The following is a 20,063-nucleotide window of genomic DNA, read 5'->3' on the forward strand; positions in this document are numbered from 1 at the left end:
GCTCCTTATTTCTACAACTGCAGTATTTTTTACCACATCTGTTAACAATTTGGAAACATTATTTTTATTTTAATTACAAGCGTATGGGTTTAACAAGTTTCATAACTTAAAGATTTAAAGCATTGCTTGTAATTGTTGCTCAAGTTTAACTTGGTCGATGGCAAAGTTTCGAATGCCCTCTGCTAACTTCTCTGTTGCCATGGCATCTTGGTTCATTTGCCATCTAAACTGTACTTCATTAAGTGCAGGTTCATCGGCTAATGCTACATGATCACTGAAAAGTTTTTGCGATACTGTCGCCGTTGAATTAGCTAATTCGTCCATCAGGTTTGGGCTAATCGTTAATCGGTCACAGCCAGCGAGTTCAAGTATCTCACCAATATTTCGGAAACTAGCACCCATCACTACGGTTTTGTAACCTTTAGCTTTGTAATAATTATAAATACTGGTTACTGATACTACGCCTGGATCTTCGCTGGCTGAGTATTCACTGCGGCCAGTGTCTTTTTTATACCAATCTAAAATGCGACCAACAAAAGGTGAAATTAAGTAAATATTGGCTTCAGCACAGGCCTGTGCTTGAGCAAAGTTAAACAACAAAGTTAAATTGCAGTTAATGCCTTCGGCTTCTAATTGCTCTGCAGCTTTAATACCTTCCCATGTTGAGGCTACTTTGATCAATATACGATCATTACTAATGCCAGCCTCGTTGTACATAGCGATAAGTTTATATGCTTTAGCAATTGATGCTGCCGTATCAAAAGATAAGCGCGCATCAACTTCTGTTGAAATTCTACCTGGGACTGTCTTTAATATTTCTAAGCCAATGAGTACTGAAAACTTATCTGCAGCGTCGATGACTTGCTGTTCAGTGTTTGATGATTGAGTTTTTGCCCACGCTACTGCGCTAGCAAGTAATTGCTGATAATTAGCTAAAGAGGCTGCCTTTAATAGTAAAGACGGGTTAGTGGTGGCGTCTTGTGGTTGAAACTTAGCAATAGCTTCAATATCGCCGGTATCAGCAACAACCGTGGTCATTGCTTTTAGTTGAGAAAGTTGAGAAAGTTGATCGGTCATAACATGTCCCTTGACGTTGATAATGTAACCAGGTGGTTTTATTGAGTAAATTTTGGTGAAATATTACAACATTTACAAGTGTTTTGATTGAAAATAGTGAAATTTTTATCTTATTCGGTTCTATTTGTATCAAATTATCATAATTTAGCAAGTGTGATGGTGAAATAATGTAGATAAAACATTTTATTGCCTGTGTGTACGCTAATGGTTAAGTGTGCAATTGATAATGAAGATAATTATATTCGTTTTTTCCTGTGTTATAGTGACAAAAACTTTAAGATAGAGTAGATAAATAATGTTACTTGTTGTTTCTCCGGCGAAGAACTTAGATTATGAATCCCCCGTTGCTACCGAGTTATATTCACAGCCTGAACTATTAGCAGACAGTAAAGTGCTAATGAAAAAGTGTAAAACACTAACGCCTGCGGATATTAGTTCATTAATGGCTATCAGCGATAAATTAGCTGGCTTAAATGCGGCACGTTTTGGTGAATGGGCAACGCCTTTTACGCCAGACAATGCTCGACAAGCTGTACTCGCTTTTAATGGCGACGTATACACTGGCTTAGATGCTAAATCGTTTAGCGAGGATGACTTTACTTTCGCTCAGCAGCATATGCGGATATTATCAGGGTTATATGGCCTATTAAAACCACTAGATTTGATGCAAGCATATCGACTAGAAATGGGTAAAAAATTAGATAATGATCGCGGTAGTAATTTATATCAATTTTGGGGCGATATTATCACCGAGCATTTAAATATCGCTATTGCTGCCCAAGGCGATAATGTGTTAATTAATTTAGCGTCAAATGAATACTTTAAAGCGGTTAATAAAAAAGTATTAAAAGCCGAAATAATAACCCCAGCATTTAAAGATTGGAAAAATGGTCAATTTAAAATGATCAGTTTTTTTGCCAAAAAAGCCCGAGGTTTAATGGCACGTTATATTATTGAGCACCAAATCACAGATCTTGAAAAGCTAAAAGACTTTGACGTGGCAGGTTATCAATATTCCAGTGAACTAAGTAAAGCTAATGACTGGGTATTTACCCGTAAAGAGCTAGATTAAGCGGATTTAATTTACTTGACTATAATCGCTATAAATTTAAAAGATATACAATTGATAGCGATTATAGTGCCAACTTCCTGAGCGTTTAATAACACGACGTCTACCATGTTTAATACGACGTAATTTATATCTGATCTGATATTTTTAAACAGTAAATTTAACCTGTGGGTATTGTTTTTTAAACGACTAAATGACCCAGATGATCTTCAAGTACAAAATATAAATCAACAGTCCAACACTTTTAAAGCAATTACAGAATATAGTTATAAAAGTTATGCTAGTTTAACTATAACAATATTAACTATGGGCCTCTTTTATTTTAGCTTTACCACTCGAATGAATAAAATACTGTAAAATTGCTAAACAAACTAAAGCCTCAATTCGGTTATGTGACATTGTAATGGCCTCATTACCCAACCAGTCAAAATTGTAGTTCAAACACTTATGGTGAGCTAACTAAAGATAACCGCAAGCCTTGCTAATGTGGTCCTATATGTTGAACAGCAATCACCATAATGACAATATAGGGTGTACCATATATTGTCCGCGCTTAAAGGCATGGGTATTGTGCTTTTTCTTGATTGGCTTATTGCTGAGCATCTCAAAAATGGCGCTTTGATTAAACTATTACCAAACTACAATACCGCTATTAAGAAAACACCTGAGCATGTTACGGCCATTTATCCTAATACCAGCCACGTACTTCTAAACGTAAGACAAATAATTGTCTACTTTAGCGGAGTGTATGGCTCATCGCTTTATTGAGAATTAAATTAAATTGAAAAGTTAAATTAAAAAATTAAACCAGATTAAATAGTAAGCTACAAACAAAAAAACCTAAACAGTGAGGTTTAGGTTTTTTAGTTTAAATTGACAGTTATTAATTTCTAGCTAACTAATATTGGGTAACTTTTAACTGACAGCTTAGCACTGGCCGTGTTTAGTTTAACTAGAAGCTTTACCACGTTTCGCGATTTTCTTCGCTTTAGCTTTCTTTTGAGCAACGGTTCTTTTTACTTTGGTTTTTTTAACAGCAACTCGTGCTTCTTTGTACTGCGGTCTTAACGTTTCAATCACACGGCGTGGTAAACGTTCTTCAATATAACGTTCAATTTTACCAATAACCAGCATGTCATGCGCTTCAACTAGTGAGATAGCGGTGCCTTTATTGCCCGCTCGACCTGTTCGCCCGATGCGATGTAAATAAATATCGGCGGTGCGTGGCATATCAAAATTGATAACATGGGTGATATCGTCAATATCAAGGCCACGTTCAGCGATATCGGTAGCAACCAAAACATTAACCGTACCATTGCGCAAACGTTCGACTGAAGTGTTGCGTTTGTCTTGTTGCATTTTACCTTCAAGCCAGACACAAGGCACGTTATCAGCATAAAGTTTACCTGATAGGTATTGCACGGTCTCACGTTTATTGGCAAAAACCAGGGCACGTCCTACTTCTTCTTGTTGCAATAAGTTTAGTAATAAGGTGAATTTATGATCTTTGTTATCTGCTAAGTGCATCCACTGGTGAATTTTCGCTTTTTCTTTTCGAGAAGGGTTCGCTTCCAAAAATACCGGATCGTTCAACAGTTCGCGAGAAAAACGTACTACGGCAGCGCCTTCCAGTGTGGCGGAAAAGAGCATGGTTTGTTTACGCCAACGTGCTTCTCCAACAATGCGATTAATAGTTTCAGCAAAACCCATAGTGAGCATACGGTCAGCTTCATCTAAAATAAGGATTTCAATTTCACGGCTATCAAATTGCTCGCTTTCAATGTATTCCATTAATCGGCCAGGTGTAGCAACCAAAATATCGGTGTTACCTGTAAGTACTTCTTTATGGCTGCCGTAATTAACACCACCAGTAATAACCGCAGATTTAATGTTGGTTAGCGCGGTTAACTTTTTACATTGCTCATAAGTTTGTATGGCAAGCTCACGTGTTGGCGATAAAATGAGTACACGTGGAAAACCTTGCTGGGGGCGAGGGTAGTCGAGCAAGTGTTGAGCAGCAGGTAAAATAAATGCTGCTGTTTTTCCCGTTCCTGTTGGGGCTGAAGCTAATACGTCTTTGCCTGTCATAGCCACAGGAAGTACTAACTCTTGGATAGACGTTGGCTTTTTATAGCCTGCATTTTCAATGCCGCCCAATAATGCGGAATCTAGGTCAAACTGCTCAAACATGTAATAATTTTCTTTGGGGATTAATGAAGAGGATTATAATGGCAAAATACGATTTATCCTAAAGATCTTGCCAAATTTGTCTATTTATTATGATATTTAACTTAATCTACTAGGATATCTGTGATTTCATCGCTAATTTTTTGGCACCACTGTCTAATCCGTGCTTCGCTAGCATCGTATTGATTGTCTTCATCAAGGGCTAAACCAACAAAATTTTGCTCATCCTCTGTTAGTGCTTTTGACTCCGCAAAGTCATAACCTTCATTAGGCCAATAACCGATAACATAGCCGCCTTGTGCCAGCACTTGGTCATGTAACATGCCAAGGGCATCTTGAAACCAATCAGTGTAACCAATTTGATCCCCCATGCCATAAAGGGCAACAATTTTTCCTTCAAGATCAATGTTGGCGATTTCTGGCCAATGTGACTCCCAATCTTCCTGAATTTCACCATAGTCCCAAGTAGAAATACCTAAAATTAAGATGTCGTGGTTTACCATTTCCGTCAGTGGCGTATCTTTGATATTAAATAAGGTGACGTTATCTTGGCCAAGTTCAGCTTGAATTTTTTCTGCTGCTATTTCGGTATAACAAGTAGTTGAGCCGTAAAATAATGCGATGTTCATTGATAAATTACCGAGGTTTAACGAACCACGTTAGGTGGTCGGTGAGCGAGTGGTGGGATTTTAGCAAATTTCTCGCCAATAAGATGCTTTGCTGTGCCACTGAAAGTCATATTTTATCAGATCAGTTCGCTATTTGGCGGCTTAGTGTTATTGCAATTATGCCTTTTTCACTGTAATTTTAGGGTGCTTAAAGCGGTCTTTGTATTTATCTAAAATTACAAAAGTAATTTTCCGCTTATTTTCCGCTCATAGAGTTAAGGTATGGTATTGATTTATGTCTAAGAAATTTTTATTAGCTGCTGCATTTGGCTTGTTAAGTTTGACCCACAATGTTGTAGCGTATGCTGAGCTAGCAAATAACAGCGTGATGTTACCTGTTACTCAGTTGCAAGTGGTAAAAGCAAAGTTGTCACAAACGTTAGGGTTTAATGTTGCTAGTATCAAGCCATCTCCCATGGCAGGTGTCGTTGAAGTGCTTACCGATCAGGGCTTATTTTATGCTAGCGCCGATGGCAACTTTTTATTGCATGGTAAAATGTATGGACTAGGCGAAAATGTCAGTAATTTAACTGAAGAAAGTTTAGCGCAAGTGCGTGTTAACGGTATGGTTAAATTCTCTGATGCTATGATTGTTTATCCGGCTAAAAACGAAAAGCATGTAGTGACCGTTTTTACTGACATTACCTGCGGTTATTGTCGTAAAATGCACGAACAAATGAGCGCTTACAACGATAAAGGCATCACAGTGCGTTATTTAGCGTATCCACGTGCCGGCGTAAAAGATCAAACTGGCAGTTATTCACAAGGTTTTAAAGATTTACGCTCAATATGGTGTCATGAAGATCCTCAGTCGGCGTTAACAAAAGCAAAAAGTGGCTCTTCAGTGGCGGCACGTATTTGTGATATGCCTATCGAAGATGAATTTGACTTTGGTCGTCAAGTGGGCGTTTCTGGAACACCAGCCATTATATTGGCCAATGGCATGATGGTGCCAGGTTATCAAGACCCAAGTAAATTATTTACGTTATTAGAAACCTCTCAACAAGGTGGCTAATATCAAACCAATTGATAAATTTTTTTGATGGGTATCACTTAATTTTTTGATAAAATGGCAAGTCATTCACTTGCCATTTTTGTCTCTAGCGTTTCAAGTATAAGGTGCATTCATGCATAAAGAGATCATTCGTCGAGAGCAAGTTAGCGATGAGCATTTACCCGATACATTACATCCACTTGTTCGACAAATATATGCACGACGCGGTGTTACCAACAAAGAACAACTTGAATTAACCGCGTCTCATTTATGTGCTGTTGATACGTTAAAAGGCTTACCTGAAGCATGTGAACTGTTATATCAGGCCCTGCAAGGAAAAAAAAACATCACGGTAATTGGTGACTTTGATGCTGATGGAGCCACAAGTACAGCTTTAATGATGGAAGCATTGTACATGCTAGGTTCAACCAATCATCATTTTTTAGTCCCTAACCGATTTAAGTACGGCTATGGCTTAACCCCTGAAATTGTTGATATCGCCAACTCACAAGGCGCACAAGTATTAGTGACGGTTGATAATGGCATTAGCTGCATTGCTGGTGTTAAAAGGGCGAAGGAGTTAGGGTTGCAAGTGGTAGTTACTGACCATCATTTACCTGGCGCGCATACACCACCTGCCGATGCCATTGTTAATCCAAATCAAGTGGGTTGTAATTTTGCCAGCAAGTCGTTGGCTGGTGTTGGTGTCGCATTTTACTTTATGTTGGCGTTAAGAAAATATCTACGTGAACAGCAATGGTTTGAACAGCAGAAGATTAAAGAGCCTAATATTGCACAGTTACTTGATTTAGTTGCCTTAGGTACGGTTGCTGATGTGGTGTCACTAGATGCGAATAATCGAATTTTAGTCGAACAAGGACTCAAGCGCATTCGAGCAGGAGCGACGCGCCCGGGTATTCAAGCCTTAATAGAAATTGCCGGTAAAAATCAGCAAAAATTAGTGGCCAGTGATTTTGGCTTTGCTTTAGGCCCACGTATCAATGCAGCAGGTCGATTAGACGATATGGCATTTGGTATTAACTGTTTACTAGCAAAAGATTTATCAAGCGCTAGAGTAATGGCCGCCGATTTGGATGACTTAAATAAAGCGCGCCGGGAAATAGAACAGGGTATGCAAATTGAGGCCGAGCAAGTACTGGCCAGTTTACAGTTCAGTGAGAGCAATTTACCCCATGGTATTAGTTTGTTTCATGGCGACTGGCATCAAGGCGTCATCGGCATTGTCGCTGGACGCTTAAAAGAAAAGTATCATCGTCCGAGTATTGTTTTTGCCAAAGGTAATGATGACGATGCTAGTGGTATTAATAATAGTGACGCTGACAGTATTGATATTAATAGCAATGAAATAAAAGGCTCAGCACGCTCTATTCCAGGTTTACATATTCGTGATTTACTCGAGTATATTGACAGCCAACACCCGGGTATTATTATAAAGTTTGGTGGTCATGCCATGGCGGCAGGTTTATCAATACCGGCAAATAAATTCGAACAGTTTTCAGCGCTATTTGAGCAATATGCCGAGCAGTGGTTAAGCAAAGAAGCTTTAACGGGTGTACTGGCCTCAGATGGTGAGCTATTAACTAATGATATGACACTGGCTTTTGCACAAGTCTTACGTGAGGCCGGACCGTGGGGACAAAATTTTCCAGAACCGTTGTTTGATGACGTTTTCACGCTTGTACAGCAACGTATTGTTGGCGAAAAACACTTAAAACTTGTGGTAGAAAAAGACCAGAAAGTATTTGATGCCATCGCCTTTAATGTTGATATTAAGCGTTGGCCAGACAACCAGACCAAGCAGGTGAAGTTAGCCTATCGTCTGGACATTAATGAGTTTCGTGGTAAACAGTCAGTACAATTAATGGTTGAACAATTAGACTGAAGGTTATCAATACCATTATCACCTTAAGGGCTGAAAAAAATATTATAAAAACGGCATTGCATTACCCAAGCAAGCGTTTATTTAATCGCATAATTAGGCTATAATGCGCGACTATTTTTTTTGTTTTTCCCTTTATTCATCAATTACGGCGTGACAGTTAAAAAATATGCTAGAAGTTAATCCAGTACTCAATAAAATTAAAGAAATTCGTGAACGCACCAATCTGCTTCGGGGGTATCTTTGACTACGACCAAAAGTCAGAACGCTTGGTTGAAGTTACGCGAGAATTAGAATCTGCCGATGTGTGGAATAACCCTGAGCGCGCACAAGCACTAGGTCGTGAACGTGCGGGATTAGAAGCTGTGGTTGAAACCATTCTACAAATGGACTCAGGTTGTGAAGACATTGAAGGCTTGGTTGAACTTGCCGTTGAAGCCGACGACGAAGAAACCTTTAATGATGCCGAAGCTGAAACAAAAACCTTAGAAGTTAGCCTTGAAAAACTAGAATTTCGTCGAATGTTTTCTGGTGATCACGACGCCAATAATTGCTATTTAGATATTCAATCAGGATCTGGTGGTACAGAAGCACAAGATTGGGCAGAAATGCTTATGCGCATGTATTTACGCTGGGGTGAAGCCAATGGTTACAAAACAGAAGCCATCGAAGTTACTGGCGGTGATGTCGCTGGTATTAAAGGTTGTACCATTAAATACACAGGTGAGTATGCTTTTGGTTGGTTACGCACAGAAACCGGTGTGCATCGTTTAGTACGTAAGTCACCCTTTGATTCAAGTGGTCGTCGTCATACCTCGTTTGCTTCTGCGTTTATTTACCCAGAAATAGACGACAATATTGAAATTGATATTAACCCAGCAGATTTACGCATAGACACCTTTCGTGCCTCTGGTGCGGGTGGTCAACATGTTAATAAAACTGATTCTGCCATACGTATTACCCATGAGCCAACCGGTGCAGTAGTAGCTTGTCAGGCTGATCGTTCACAGCATAAAAACCGCGCCACCGCGATGAAATTGCTAAAAGCTAAATTGTATGAAATGGAAATGCAAAAGCAAAATGAAGGTAAACAAGAATTAGAAGACGGCAAGTCAGATATTGGCTGGGGCAGTCAAATACGCTCTTATGTTTTAGATGACAGCCGTATCAAAGACTTACGTACCGGCATAGAAAATCGCAATACTCAAGCAGTATTAGATGGTGATTTAAACAAATTTTTAAAAGCTAGTTTGAAATCTGGCTTATAAGTACTTAATTAATTTAAACTATTTTTAATAGAATATACCTGTAATAGCATTATTTGAGCGCTAAATAACTTAGCTTGAATTCCATGTTACGTTAACACACGAGAAATAAAATGACTGATCAAGCACACCAAGACGAAAATAAATTGATTGCCGAGCGTCGTGGCAAATTAGCAAAAATTCGAGAAAACTGTCCGGCTAATGGCCACCCTAACAAGTTTGACCGAAAACATTATGCTGCTGATTTGCAAGCTGAACACGGTGAAAAAGATAAAGAAACGCTTGAAGCTGAAACCGGTCTTTACAGCATTGCTGGTCGAGTAATGGCAAAACGTGGTCCATTTTTAGTATTACAAGATATGACGGGCCGTATTCAGGCTTATGCCCATAAAACGGTGCAAAAAGATATTAAAGAGCGTTGGGGCACTTTAGACATTGGCGATATTATTGGTGTTACCGGTACTATGCATATGTCGGGTAAAGGCGACTTATACGTCAATATGGATAAATACGAGCTGTTAACAAAGTCACTGCGTCCATTACCAGAAAAGTTTCATGGCTTATCAGATGTTGAAACAAAATATCGCCAACGTTACGTTGATTTGATCATCAATGAAGAGACGCGTAACACCTTTAAAATTCGTTCAAAAATTGTTGATGGTATTCGCAAGTTTTTAACTGACCGTGATTTTATGGAAGTTGAAACACCTATGCTACAAACGATTCCAGGTGGTGCAACGGCGAAACCTTTTGAAACATTCCACAATGCCCTAGACATTCAAATGTATATGCGTATTGCGCCAGAGCTTTACTTGAAGCGCTTGGTTGTCGGTGGTTTTGAGAAAGTTTTTGAAATTAACCGTAACTTCCGTAATGAAGGCTTATCATCACGTCATAATCCAGAATTTACCATGATTGAATTCTACCAAGCTTATGCTGATTATCATGACCTAATGAACCTGACTGAAGAAATGTTACGTACCCTAGCTGAAGACGTCATGGGCTCAGCGATTATTCGTAATACTGTTAAAAACTCTGACGGTGAAGTCGTAGAAGAGAAGTTCTATGATTTTGGTCAGTCATTTACTCGTTTGTCTATGGTTGATGCTATTTTACAATATGGTACTGACCTTGATGAAGCGGTTTTACGTGACCCAGAAGCTAATTTTGATGCTTTAAAAGCGATGGCAAAACAAGTGGGTGTTAAGGAAACTGAAGCATCTAAAGTCTGGGGTGCTGGTAAGTATGTTTGTGAGATTTTTGAAGAAGTTGCAGAGCATATGCTGGATCAACCGACCTTTATCACAGAATACCCGTGGGAAGTCTCGCCATTAGCTCGTAGAAATGATGACAACGCATTTATCACTGACCGTTTTGAGTTTTTCGTTGGTGGTCGTGAACTAGCCAACGGTTTCTCAGAGCTTAATGATGCTGAAGACCAAGCCGCACGTTTTAGAAATCAAGTTGCAGGTAAAGATGCCGGTGATGACGAAGCCATGCACTTTGACGCTGACTATATTCAAGCCCTTGAATACGGTTTACCACCAACAGCCGGTGAAGGCATTGGTATTGATCGATTAGTCATGCTATTCACCGATTCACCTACTATTAAAGACGTTATTTTGTTCCCGCATATGCGTCCAATTGCTGAGTAATGCCTACTTGGCGATACTAGCTGAATAAGCTGAGTTGAACGCATAATGAAAAAAGCACCTAAGGGTGCTTTTTTATCTTCAGGCGTTCTGTCTTTTAAGGTATTAGTGCATATCTGTCATTATTCCTGTACTGCTCAATAACGACTCTCCCTGTAAAAATAATGGCTGCACAGTACGTTCAGTTTAGCTAATGGTTATTCCCACTTAGTATTTATAAGCTAGGGTATTTACAATATAAGAAATGTGATTTTTAATAACATAAACATATGCTTAATTTTTTATTAGGCTTTTTTGGGTAGCAATATAATTTTAATCGCTTTGTTTATCAACTTAGATTGACATAATATAGTGGTCAAAATTAAGTTGTAAATAGCACAAGGGTTATCTAAATGAATAGTTTATATTTGTCTGCATTAGTGGTGTATTGACAATGTTCTGTTAAATTTAAAGGGATACCGATCAAAATAAGCCAAATATTAGGAGAATTAAAATGGCATTTGAAGTTACCTTTGAATTAAAAGAGTCAGATTTAGAGTATTTTCGTGATGTGATGCGAGAATCCAAATCAGAAGCAAAAAATTTAACTGAAGCAGAAATCTTAGCTAATGCAAAAAGCCTGAGTAAAGACATTCAAGTTGATGTGCCGCTATTTGTCAGTGAAAGAATTAAAAAATTAGCAATCTTAGTCGCGATGATTGAAGATTCGGAGTGGAAAATACCTGACCAAGAGCGGGCTGATGTATTAAGTGCTTTGGCCTATTTTAGTGATCCTGAGGATTTAGTACCTGATCATATTCCGGTTTTAGGTTTCTTAGATGATGCCATCATGATTGAGCTAGTTGTCGAAGAACTTAAAGATAACATCGAGGCTTTCTTAGAGTTTTGTCACTACCGAAAGCGTGAAGAAGGTCGTCATAGCGACGATACTATTACTCGAGATGAGTGGTTAGAAGCTAAACGAAAAGAGTTGCACAGTAGAATGAGAAATCGCCGTTCAGGTCGCAGTAGTTCTCGTTCAGGCTTTCGTTCAGTGTTTTAATTGAAAACGGGCCAGTTTACTTTATTGAACTCAAGGTCTGAAAAAGCCACAGTAAGTGGCTTTTTCAATTTTCAAGACAGCTAGATGAATTAATGCGTAATAAATAGCATTAAAATGAAAAAAGCGATAATAGTAGCGTTAAAAGCAAAGATATAACCAAAGCCTTTTAAGCCCTGTTTAATAGTGTAATTATTACTGCTTAAATACCAATACCAAATAGCGCTCATGAGTATAGGGATGAGAAAAAATAGTTGAATCATGTTTACGCTATCTCCTGCGTTACTGTTTTTGATGGCTCGCGCCATGGTGCCACTTTTAATAGCATTAACATACCGGGTATTGCTAATGCCGTGCATATAAAGTAAAAGTTAGTCCAACCTATTTGCTCAACAATAACACCCGTGGTGGCATTGGCAAATGTTCTTGGCAGTGCTGTTAATGCGGTAAATAATGCAAATTGTGTTGCTGCAAATGCTGGGTTAGTGGCTCTGGCAATAAAAGCGGTGAAGGCTGCTGTGCCAAGACCAACACCCAAATACTCAAAGCCCATAGCGACAGCTAAAGCGTAGGTGTTGTGGCCAATTTCTGCGAGGGCTGCAAAACCTAGTATACTTATTATTTGAACAAAACCAAACAACCAAAGTGCACGATTAATACTTAATTTAATCATTACGATACCACCAACAGCCAAACCTATAGTCATAGCAATCAATGACGCTGTTTTAGCCACCACACCTATCTCAGTTTTAGTAAAGCCTAAGTCGATAAAAAATGGTGTTTGTAAAGCGGTTGCCATACTATCGCCGAGTTTATATAAAAACAAAAAAGCGAGAATTTGTAGCGCAGACTTTGTACCTTCTCTATTAATAAAGTCTTTAAACGGTAAAACAACGGCTTGCTGTAATGTTTTTGGTGCTTGGGCTGTGTTATTAAGCTCTTTAATTGAAAGACTCAAGATAACGCCTATTAGCATAAACGCGGCGACAATAATAAACACCGCTTGCCAACTGATATGGTCAGAAAGAATAAAGGCCAACGAACCCGGCACTAAACCAGAAAGCCGGTAAGCTTGTACGTGAATAGAGTTACCTAGGCCAAGTTCATGCTCAGGCAGTAACTCTCGACGATAGGCATCTAGTACAATATCTTGACTAGCACTAAAAAAGGCCACTGCGGCTGCTAGGTAGGCAACATTCCAGATATTCATTACGGGGTCAACAAAACCAAAACCTGCAATAGAGAACAGCAATAATACCTGGGTGAGTAACATCCAACTGCGGCGGCGTCCTAGTACCGGTAATGAATATCGGTCCATTAACGGAGACCAAATGAATTTCCATACGTAGGGAATGCCGATCAAGGAAAACAAACCAATTTCAGTAAGACTAACACCCTCTGAGCGTAACCAACCCGGGACCAGTTGATAAAGAATAAACAAAGGCAGTCCGGAGCTAAAGCCAGTGAATATACAAATTAGCATGCGGCGATTGAGTATTGCTTGTTTAAAGGTCGGGGATTGCATTGCTCAAAGCCTAATGAATGCGAGAATATAATGTTGTAAGGCTATCAAAATGTATTAGTAAACAGAAGTGTAATATCTTGAAACAGGCAATTAGTTATTACCGATTACCTGTGGGTTTTGGTTTTAAGCTTATAATATTAAGGTATTGGGCGCCAACCTATGCAATCGATAGGATAACTGCCGGTTCCAGAGAAAAACTCTAAACAGGTGGATATCTCACTTTTAAAGTATAAATCACGTTCAAGGTCATTAGCACTGTGCAAACTAAATTCATGCATTATATGCCAAAATACACGTTCTCTAGCATTATTGGGCGTTTCGTCACAGACCTGAAGTAAAGTCCATTCTGCCATGGTGTTTTCGACAAATTTATCAAGCTCAGTGTAGTGCAGAGAATGATTAATAACCGCGGTAATATAGGCCCTGATTTGTGTGATTTTTTCATTGATAAACTGCTCAATTATCATGATGTTCCTTTTTTCGAAATGTAGCTAATAAAGTGGCTTAGCTCTGATATATAATTCTGGTATATAAGGGGGTTGCTCACCTTGTAATATTTTTTGATGCTGTTTTAGTTATCGTAGATAAAACTAAAATTGTCAACGTTGACCTGTTGTTCAATTGTGACTTATGGGGGGTGTTAAAAGGCGATTTAGTATCCAAAAAACTATTTGAAAAGTGTGTTTTATAGCAAGTTAATGTTATTTATCATCTATTTTATTATATAAGAAGGGGGCTTATAAAAACCAATAAGCCCAGTATATAATGAATCAACTTCAGATAAGTGCTTTAGAGGGCAGGCAATAAAATAGCCTTGATTAACATGATAGGTTCAATAGGCACATCTTCCCAGCCCATTTCGCCATTATAATCTGTTTTCACTAAGGCCATGGCATCTACGACTGCTTGACCTTCCACGATGGCACCAAAAACCGCATAACCCCAATGTCTGCCGGGGTCTAAACTGCTATTATCTGCAACGTTGAAAAAAAATTGTCTATTAGCGGTATGAGGACGGTTTTCTTTTGCCATGGCAATCGTGCCTATGACATTTTTTAAACCATTGCCTGACTCATTTATGATGGTGTTATCGACCTTTTTAAGTTCAAAGTTTTGGCTATAGCCTCCGCCTTGGACAATAAACTCAGGCACAATACGATGAAAAATAGTGTTGTTGTATTCGCCTCTAACTACATAGGTTAAAAAATTATCGACAGTAATGGGAGCGCGTATTCTATCAAGCTCTACAATAATGGTGCCCATTGAGGTTTCTAATTTAACCTGTGGGAATAAATTATCAGGATCAATGGCTAAATTTTTGGCACTACAGGTGAATGAAAGTAATAATAATATCACTGAAAAATTTTTCATTATGGCTCTCTCGATATTAAGTTATTGTGCTATTGAATAAACTGCTGTAACTCTTCGCTTTGCACTATTTGCCTTAATAACTTTGTCAGTTGTTGGTTAAAGTCGCGCTCTAATACCGCAAGGTCTGCTTTTAGAGGGCCATTGCTGGTACCGGTAATTTTAAATGTTTTTGTTAAGGTGTTTTTACCATTATTGATAACCACACGAAAGCTCATTTGATTACTGGCACTGTATTTTAACAGTTGTTGTTGCACACTGACCAAGGCATTGTCGATAATAACATCCACTTGATTAACGGCTAGCGGCTTTATTTGCAGACCATTAGCTATTAATGCGGGGGTAAGTGCTGTAGATACAATATCCACTATGCGCTGTTGAGGTGAATACAACTGTGTGGCTTCGCCGGCACGTAAAATTTGCACGACATGGTTTGAGCGGCGCAAATCACTAAAGCGTAATTGCACTTGCTTTTGTTGAAATGCATCACTGCTACCTAGATTGATTTCAGGGCTGACAATAACCTGCTTTATTGGCGAACTACAGGCAAATAACAAGGTAGTAGCGCTTAAAAGTAGCAACTTTATTATACTTGGTTTCATCTTATATCCTTTAGCGTTAAAGCTAAAAAATTAACGCTTTATTGCTGAAATAGTGACAAACTTTTCGTTACTGGCAATCAATTTTTCATTGCCAAAAATACGTTGTAATTTTATATGATAACCCAGTTGACGATTGCCAATAATGCGCAATTCACCCCCTTTTTTCAATACTCGGTGACTGTCTTTAAACATCTGCCACGCGATATGATCTGTGGTGGCGGTTTGTTGATGAAATGGCGGGTTACATAATACAAGATCAACACTGCCGCCCTCAACACTGGTTAAACAATCGTTGACTTGAAAATGGCACTGTTCAATAGCTTTGGGTAAGTTTTCAGTCATATTTAATTTTGCTGATGCGATCGCCATGTAAGACTCATCGATAAAGTGCACTTGCGCTGCAGGCTGCTTTGATAATACCTGTAAGCCAATAACACCATTGCCACAACCTAGGTCGATAACCTCAGTGTTTGCAGCAACATTGGGTAAGTTTTCCATAAAATAACGCGCGCCAATATCGAGTTTTTCTCGAGCATAAACGTTAGCGTGATTATGCAGGGTAAAATCAGTATTTTCTAATGGCCATGAAGTTGGAAATACCGCCGATAATGCCTTGTCATTATCGAGTTGACTAAAAACTAGTCGGGCTTTTTTTACCGCTAATGATGTTGTCGTTGTGCCTAAGTAATTTTCAAACAATTTAAGTGTCGAACTGTGAATTTCCTTAGCGCGATCGCAGGCGATAAAAATAACATCTTTACTGAGCTGTTGTTTTATTTTGCTCAGTTGTTGGCAAAGTAGGCCTTTGCTTTTTGGAATTTTATAAAGCACGATATCAATATCGCTAGGTAAATCATCTAGGCTGCTCAGCAGGGTAATATTTTCTTCTGATAAACCATTTTGCTCTAGGTTAAGTTCAATACCTTGATGACTTAAAAATGAGTCACTAACACAATACAACTTCTGCTCAGTTAAGTTGCAGCTTATAGCACCAAAACTATCATTAAAAATAAGAATGTTTTGTTTTGAGCTAGTTAATAGCTGTTGCTCTACATAACTAATGATATATTCATCAGCGGCGTCCCATGCTTGCAAGCTTCGATTGACTTGGCCGGTTGGAAAACGATCGAGAAATAGGTTTTTGTCATTGAGAATAAAAGGGCTGATCATAGTGATAAATACTTAGTTGGCGTTACTGATATTGTGACAAAATTTATCACTACGAGCTAGTTAATTGCGGATTTTATCGAGATAATAGCGTTAAATAAGACAATGTCATCTTTAAAACATCATAAGGAAGCTATTGGTTTGAAAATACTATCTCCAGACGCTGATATAGATTATATCGAAAACTTTTATGCTCCAGATAAAGCACAACTGTTTTTTCACCAATTGGAACAAAAGTTAGCTTGGCGCCATGATGATATTAAAATGTTTGGCAAAGTGATGAAAATACCAAGATTACAAGCTTGGTATGGTGATAATAATCTTAGTTATCGTTATTCAAATATGACCCTAATAGCCCAACCTTGGACAGAAAGTTTACGAGCACTAAAAGCGAAAGTTAGCGACTATTGTGACCATGAATTTAATGCGGTATTAGCAAATCTATACCGTAATCAACATGACAGTGTCGGCTGGCATAGTGATGATGAGCCTGAATTAGGTCTAATGCCAACTATCGCCTCGTTATCTTTTGGTGCAGAACGTGAATTTCAACTTAAACATATTATTACTAAAGAAAAAATAAACATTGTGCTTACTCCGGGTAGCTTACTGATTATGCGAGGAAATACACAGCAATATTGGCAACACTGCCTACCTAAAAGAACTAAGGAAATAGCGCCACGTATCAACCTGACCTTTCGAAAAATATGCCTCTAAGGTTTATTTTTGCAATTTTCAAAAGACTTAAATAGTAAGAGTAATATTTAAAATAACGCTGTCAGTCGTCCAGATAGATGGCATAATTATCAGTAACGACTAAAATTAAAACTGATCCATTAGCTGATCAACCTTAGGAAAAATATTATGATAATCGAAGCTATTATTGAAGAAAAACTACTTGCTGCTTTTTCACCACTTCATCTCGATGTAATTAATGAAAGTCATATGCATAATGTTGCACCGGGTAGCGAGTCGCACTTTAAAGTGATTATTGTTTCAGATGAATTTGAAGGCGAACGTTTGATTAAGCGCCATCGCGCCATCAACACATTATTAGCGACAGAGCTTGCAGATAAAATACATGCACTAGCTCTACATACTTACACTGAAAAAGAGTGGAAAAACTATTATGCTGAGAATACACCCTTATCACCTAAATGCTTAGGTGGTAGCAAAAAAACAGGATAAATTATCCGGCTATCCCTGATAAATAACTTACTATTATATTCTGCACCGTTAATGTCATATTAGCGGTTTTTTTATGTACAGGATTTACGTTATGCAGCGTTCACATGGATGTGAAAGAGCAGCGATGTACAGGATTTAGGCTATGCAGCGGTCATATGGCAGTTCCTAGCCATCTAGGTAATCGCTCTATTGAGTGGCTATAGCTATGTAAAAATATGGCTCCACGGTATTAGTAGAGCCATGATCGCCGATATAAAAGATCCTTGATGCGTAAGCTATACAATGAGTTAGCTGTCGAATTTTATAGCTGGCAAACTACTATTACTCATAGGTATGGCATGAGCCAGGCACTGGCTTAGCGTTTTTAGTTAACCAATAAGCTTTTTCTGCTTTACCTCTTGATTTTCCATGTGTTATTGAAGTGGCAGTCAATGCGCTGAATGAATCAACTTTGGCAGAATATAATGCTTGTAACAATACGGCATTAAAAATTCTGATTAAAGCGCATAATGTGTAATTACGTCAACTGCCGGCTGAAGTTATGTTAGCATTAAAATAGTATAAGGATGCCTAGATTAAAGAACAGGCTAAAGCAGATAAATATTTTGCCCGCGTATGGCAGTCATACAGTGAATTTTTAGCGTCTATGCGAGCATATAATAAATTAACCTTGCAAACTTATGACCAAAATTACTGATTTTTTAATAATATCGTCCAGCACTATCTAGTATTGTAAAATGTTGTCGAATATTACTGAATATCACCACTGGTCGCACCTCTTAAGAGGTCAAGCCAGAGTAGACTAGTCGGCAAATTACTTGTAAACAGTAAATTAAGCTTAGTTAATTTTAATTAAGTATTTTTCAAACTCAAATTGTTGCTTTGAATAACCCCGTACGAGGATACTACTTTGTGTTGTATTTTATTGGGATTTTGAAGTTACACTAAGAAGGTATAGTTATGGTTATTAAGCCAAAAATTCGTGGTTTTATTTGTACTAATGCTCATCCTGCCGGCTGTGCAGCGCATGTTAACGAGCAAATTGCTTATGTAAAAAGTCAGCCTCAAGCCGATGATAAACCTAAGAATGTATTAATTATTGGTGCATCAACAGGTTACGGCTTGTCATCTCGGATCACAGCGGCTTTTGGTAATGACGCTAAAACATTAGGTATTTTCTTTGAAAAGCCACCAACAGAAAGAAAAACCGCATCAGCGGGCTGGTATAACACGGCTGCTTTTCAAGCGGCGGCTGACAAAGCAGGCCTCTGGTCAAAAAATATCAATGGCGATGCTTTTTCTCATGAAATTAAAGCAAAAGCTATTGCGGCTATAAAAGCAGAATTAGGTGAAATTGACCTGATTGTATACAGCTTAGCATCGCCACGTCGTACAGATCCGGATACGGGTGAAGTCTATTCATCAGCACTTAAACCTATTGGTCAAAGTGTTACGACGAAAAACTTAAATACCTCTAAACGTACGATTGATACAATGTCAGTTGATGAGGCTACAGAAGCAGAAATTCAAGGCACTATCGATGTTATGGGTGGCGCTGATTGGGAGCTTTGGATTAAAGCACTTGGCGATGCGGGCGTACTAGCTAATGGTTTTAAAACCGTTGCTTATACTTATATTGGTAAAGAATTAACTTGGCCGATATACGGACATGCCACTATTGGTCGTGCAAAAGAAGATTTAGATCGCGCGTCAACAGCAATAAAAGCGACAACAGCTAATATCAAGGGCGAAGCTTATGTTACGTCACTTAATGCAGTGGTAACACAAGCCAGTTCGGCAATTCCTATTATGCCATTATATATTTCAGCAATGTTTAAAGTGATGAAAGCTGATGGTACTTATGAAGGTTGTATTGAGCAAATTCAAGGATTGTTTAGAGAAAATATATACGGCAAAAACCCTATTATTGATGAAGCTGGGCGTTTGCGTCAAAATAACAAAGAACTTGAAGACAGCGTACAAAAACGTGTTACTGATATTTGGAATACGGTTGATAGCGACACCATTGATGAGTTAACCGATTACCTTGGTTATCATCAAGAGTTTTTGAAATTATTTGGTTTTGACTTAGCTGACGTCGATTATGATGCAGATATTAATCCAGAATTGGCGATCAATAATTTGTTGTAACTTGTTTCAAATCACATGAAATTTAACACTGAAATTCATACAGTCTAAGTACATGATAAATTAGTGACTTAATCGTTATGATAAAAAAACCGACAATTCGTCGGTTTTTTTATGTCGATTAGGCGTTATTTATGCTTTATAATTTTGTTTATTTACAACTTTATTACTGAGAATAATGAGTCAATTTTTAACTGGAATTGATGCTGCATCG

18 protein-coding genes are annotated in these 20,063 nt (G+C 38.3%); 10 read left to right on the forward strand and 8 right to left on the reverse strand.

What is annotated here, in order from left to right; all coding sequences use genetic code 11:
* Window positions 1–114 precede the first annotated feature (114 nt).
* A complete protein-coding gene (gene tal, locus H4J46_RS11130) occupies window positions 115–1,077 on the reverse strand; it encodes a transaldolase (RefSeq protein WP_182233558.1) in 963 nt (320 codons plus the stop codon).
* Between the two features lie 295 nt (window positions 1,078–1,372).
* Here tal and yaaA point away from each other — a divergent pair, with 295 nt between their 5' ends.
* Entirely contained in the window at window positions 1,373–2,149 is a 777-nt protein-coding gene (yaaA, locus tag H4J46_RS11135) for a peroxide stress protein YaaA (protein ID WP_182233559.1), read from the forward strand.
* Between the two features lie 540 nt (window positions 2,150–2,689).
* Window positions 2,690–2,914, forward strand: coding sequence for a hypothetical protein (locus H4J46_RS11140; protein WP_182233560.1), 225 nt, complete (start codon window positions 2,690–2,692; stop codon window positions 2,912–2,914).
* Between the two features lie 180 nt (window positions 2,915–3,094).
* Here the strand turns inward: H4J46_RS11140 and srmB are convergent, their stop codons facing one another.
* Window positions 3,095–4,336: an ATP-dependent RNA helicase SrmB gene (gene srmB, locus H4J46_RS11145; RefSeq protein ID WP_182233561.1), complete on the reverse strand. Its 1,242-nt coding sequence runs from the start codon at window positions 4,334–4,336 to the stop codon at window positions 3,095–3,097.
* A 101-nt stretch (window positions 4,337–4,437) separates the two neighbouring features.
* Window positions 4,438–4,962: a flavodoxin FldB gene (fldB, locus tag H4J46_RS11150; RefSeq protein ID WP_182233562.1), complete on the reverse strand. Its 525-nt coding sequence runs from the start codon at window positions 4,960–4,962 to the stop codon at window positions 4,438–4,440.
* A 274-nt stretch (window positions 4,963–5,236) separates the two neighbouring features.
* On the opposite strand from fldB, the gene dsbC reads away from it, so the two are divergent.
* The 5 genes from dsbC to H4J46_RS11175 all read left to right on the forward strand — a co-directional run bounded on the left by dsbC (window position 5,237) and on the right by H4J46_RS11175 (window position 11,854).
* A complete protein-coding gene (dsbC, locus tag H4J46_RS11155) occupies window positions 5,237–6,016 on the forward strand; it encodes a bifunctional protein-disulfide isomerase/oxidoreductase DsbC (protein WP_182233563.1) in 780 nt (259 codons plus the stop codon).
* Window positions 6,017–6,128: 112 nt separating this feature from the next.
* Window positions 6,129–7,898, forward strand: coding sequence for a single-stranded-DNA-specific exonuclease RecJ (recJ, locus tag H4J46_RS11160; protein WP_182233564.1), 1,770 nt, complete (start codon window positions 6,129–6,131; stop codon window positions 7,896–7,898).
* Window positions 7,899–8,064: 166 nt separating this feature from the next.
* A protein-coding gene (prfB, locus tag H4J46_RS11165) for a peptide chain release factor 2 (protein WP_182233565.1) occupies window positions 8,065–9,163 on the forward strand; the annotation gives its coding sequence in 2 pieces (ribosomal slippage) (window positions 8,065–8,139 and window positions 8,141–9,163; 1,098 coding nt in all).
* A 110-nt stretch (window positions 9,164–9,273) separates the two neighbouring features.
* A complete protein-coding gene (lysS, locus tag H4J46_RS11170; RefSeq protein WP_182233566.1) occupies window positions 9,274–10,815 on the forward strand; it encodes a lysine--tRNA ligase in 1,542 nt (513 codons plus the stop codon).
* A 490-nt stretch (window positions 10,816–11,305) separates the two neighbouring features.
* Window positions 11,306–11,854 (forward strand): YkvA family protein, encoded by a 549-nt coding sequence (locus H4J46_RS11175; RefSeq protein WP_182233567.1) that lies wholly within the window; start codon window positions 11,306–11,308, stop codon window positions 11,852–11,854.
* Between the two features lie 262 nt (window positions 11,855–12,116).
* On the opposite strand, the gene H4J46_RS11180 is transcribed toward H4J46_RS11175, so the two are convergent.
* From H4J46_RS11180 to H4J46_RS11200, 5 genes are all read right to left on the reverse strand, one after another.
* Window positions 12,117–13,376, reverse strand: a complete 1,260-nt coding sequence (locus H4J46_RS11180) for an AmpG family muropeptide MFS transporter (protein ID WP_182233568.1) — start codon at window positions 13,374–13,376, stop codon at window positions 12,117–12,119.
* Between the two features lie 137 nt (window positions 13,377–13,513).
* The gene (locus H4J46_RS11185) at window positions 13,514–13,843 is read right to left on the reverse strand and encodes a hypothetical protein (protein ID WP_182233569.1); all 330 of its coding nucleotides are present in this window, start codon (window positions 13,841–13,843) and stop codon (window positions 13,514–13,516) included.
* 322 nt (window positions 13,844–14,165) lie between these two features.
* The gene (locus H4J46_RS11190; RefSeq protein ID WP_182233570.1) at window positions 14,166–14,747 is read right to left on the reverse strand and encodes a peptidylprolyl isomerase; all 582 of its coding nucleotides are present in this window, start codon (window positions 14,745–14,747) and stop codon (window positions 14,166–14,168) included.
* 29 nt (window positions 14,748–14,776) lie between these two features.
* Window positions 14,777–15,346 carry a YajG family lipoprotein gene (locus tag H4J46_RS11195; RefSeq protein ID WP_182233571.1) on the reverse strand — a complete coding sequence of 190 codons (570 nt, stop codon included), beginning with the start codon at window positions 15,344–15,346 and terminating at the stop codon, window positions 14,777–14,779.
* Window positions 15,347–15,376: 30 nt separating this feature from the next.
* On the reverse strand, window positions 15,377–16,516 hold the full coding sequence (locus H4J46_RS11200; protein ID WP_182233572.1) for a methyltransferase: 1,140 nt from the start codon (window positions 16,514–16,516) through the stop codon (window positions 15,377–15,379).
* Between the two features lie 138 nt (window positions 16,517–16,654).
* On the opposite strand from H4J46_RS11200, the gene H4J46_RS11205 reads away from it, so the two are divergent.
* The 3 genes from H4J46_RS11205 to fabV all read left to right on the forward strand — a co-directional run bounded on the left by H4J46_RS11205 (window position 16,655) and on the right by fabV (window position 19,852).
* Window positions 16,655–17,230: an alpha-ketoglutarate-dependent dioxygenase AlkB gene (locus H4J46_RS11205; RefSeq protein WP_259365800.1), complete on the forward strand. Its 576-nt coding sequence runs from the start codon at window positions 16,655–16,657 to the stop codon at window positions 17,228–17,230.
* Between the two features lie 147 nt (window positions 17,231–17,377).
* The gene (bolA, locus tag H4J46_RS11210; RefSeq protein WP_182233574.1) at window positions 17,378–17,701 is read left to right on the forward strand and encodes a transcriptional regulator BolA; all 324 of its coding nucleotides are present in this window, start codon (window positions 17,378–17,380) and stop codon (window positions 17,699–17,701) included.
* A 960-nt stretch (window positions 17,702–18,661) separates the two neighbouring features.
* A complete protein-coding gene (gene fabV, locus H4J46_RS11215) occupies window positions 18,662–19,852 on the forward strand; it encodes an enoyl-ACP reductase FabV (RefSeq protein ID WP_182233575.1) in 1,191 nt (396 codons plus the stop codon).
* Window positions 19,853–20,063: the final 211 nt, after the last annotated feature.

Origin of the sequence: Colwellia sp. MB02u-6, from assembly GCF_014077095.1 — a bacterium.
Classification (GTDB): domain Bacteria; phylum Pseudomonadota; class Gammaproteobacteria; order Enterobacterales; family Alteromonadaceae; genus Cognaticolwellia.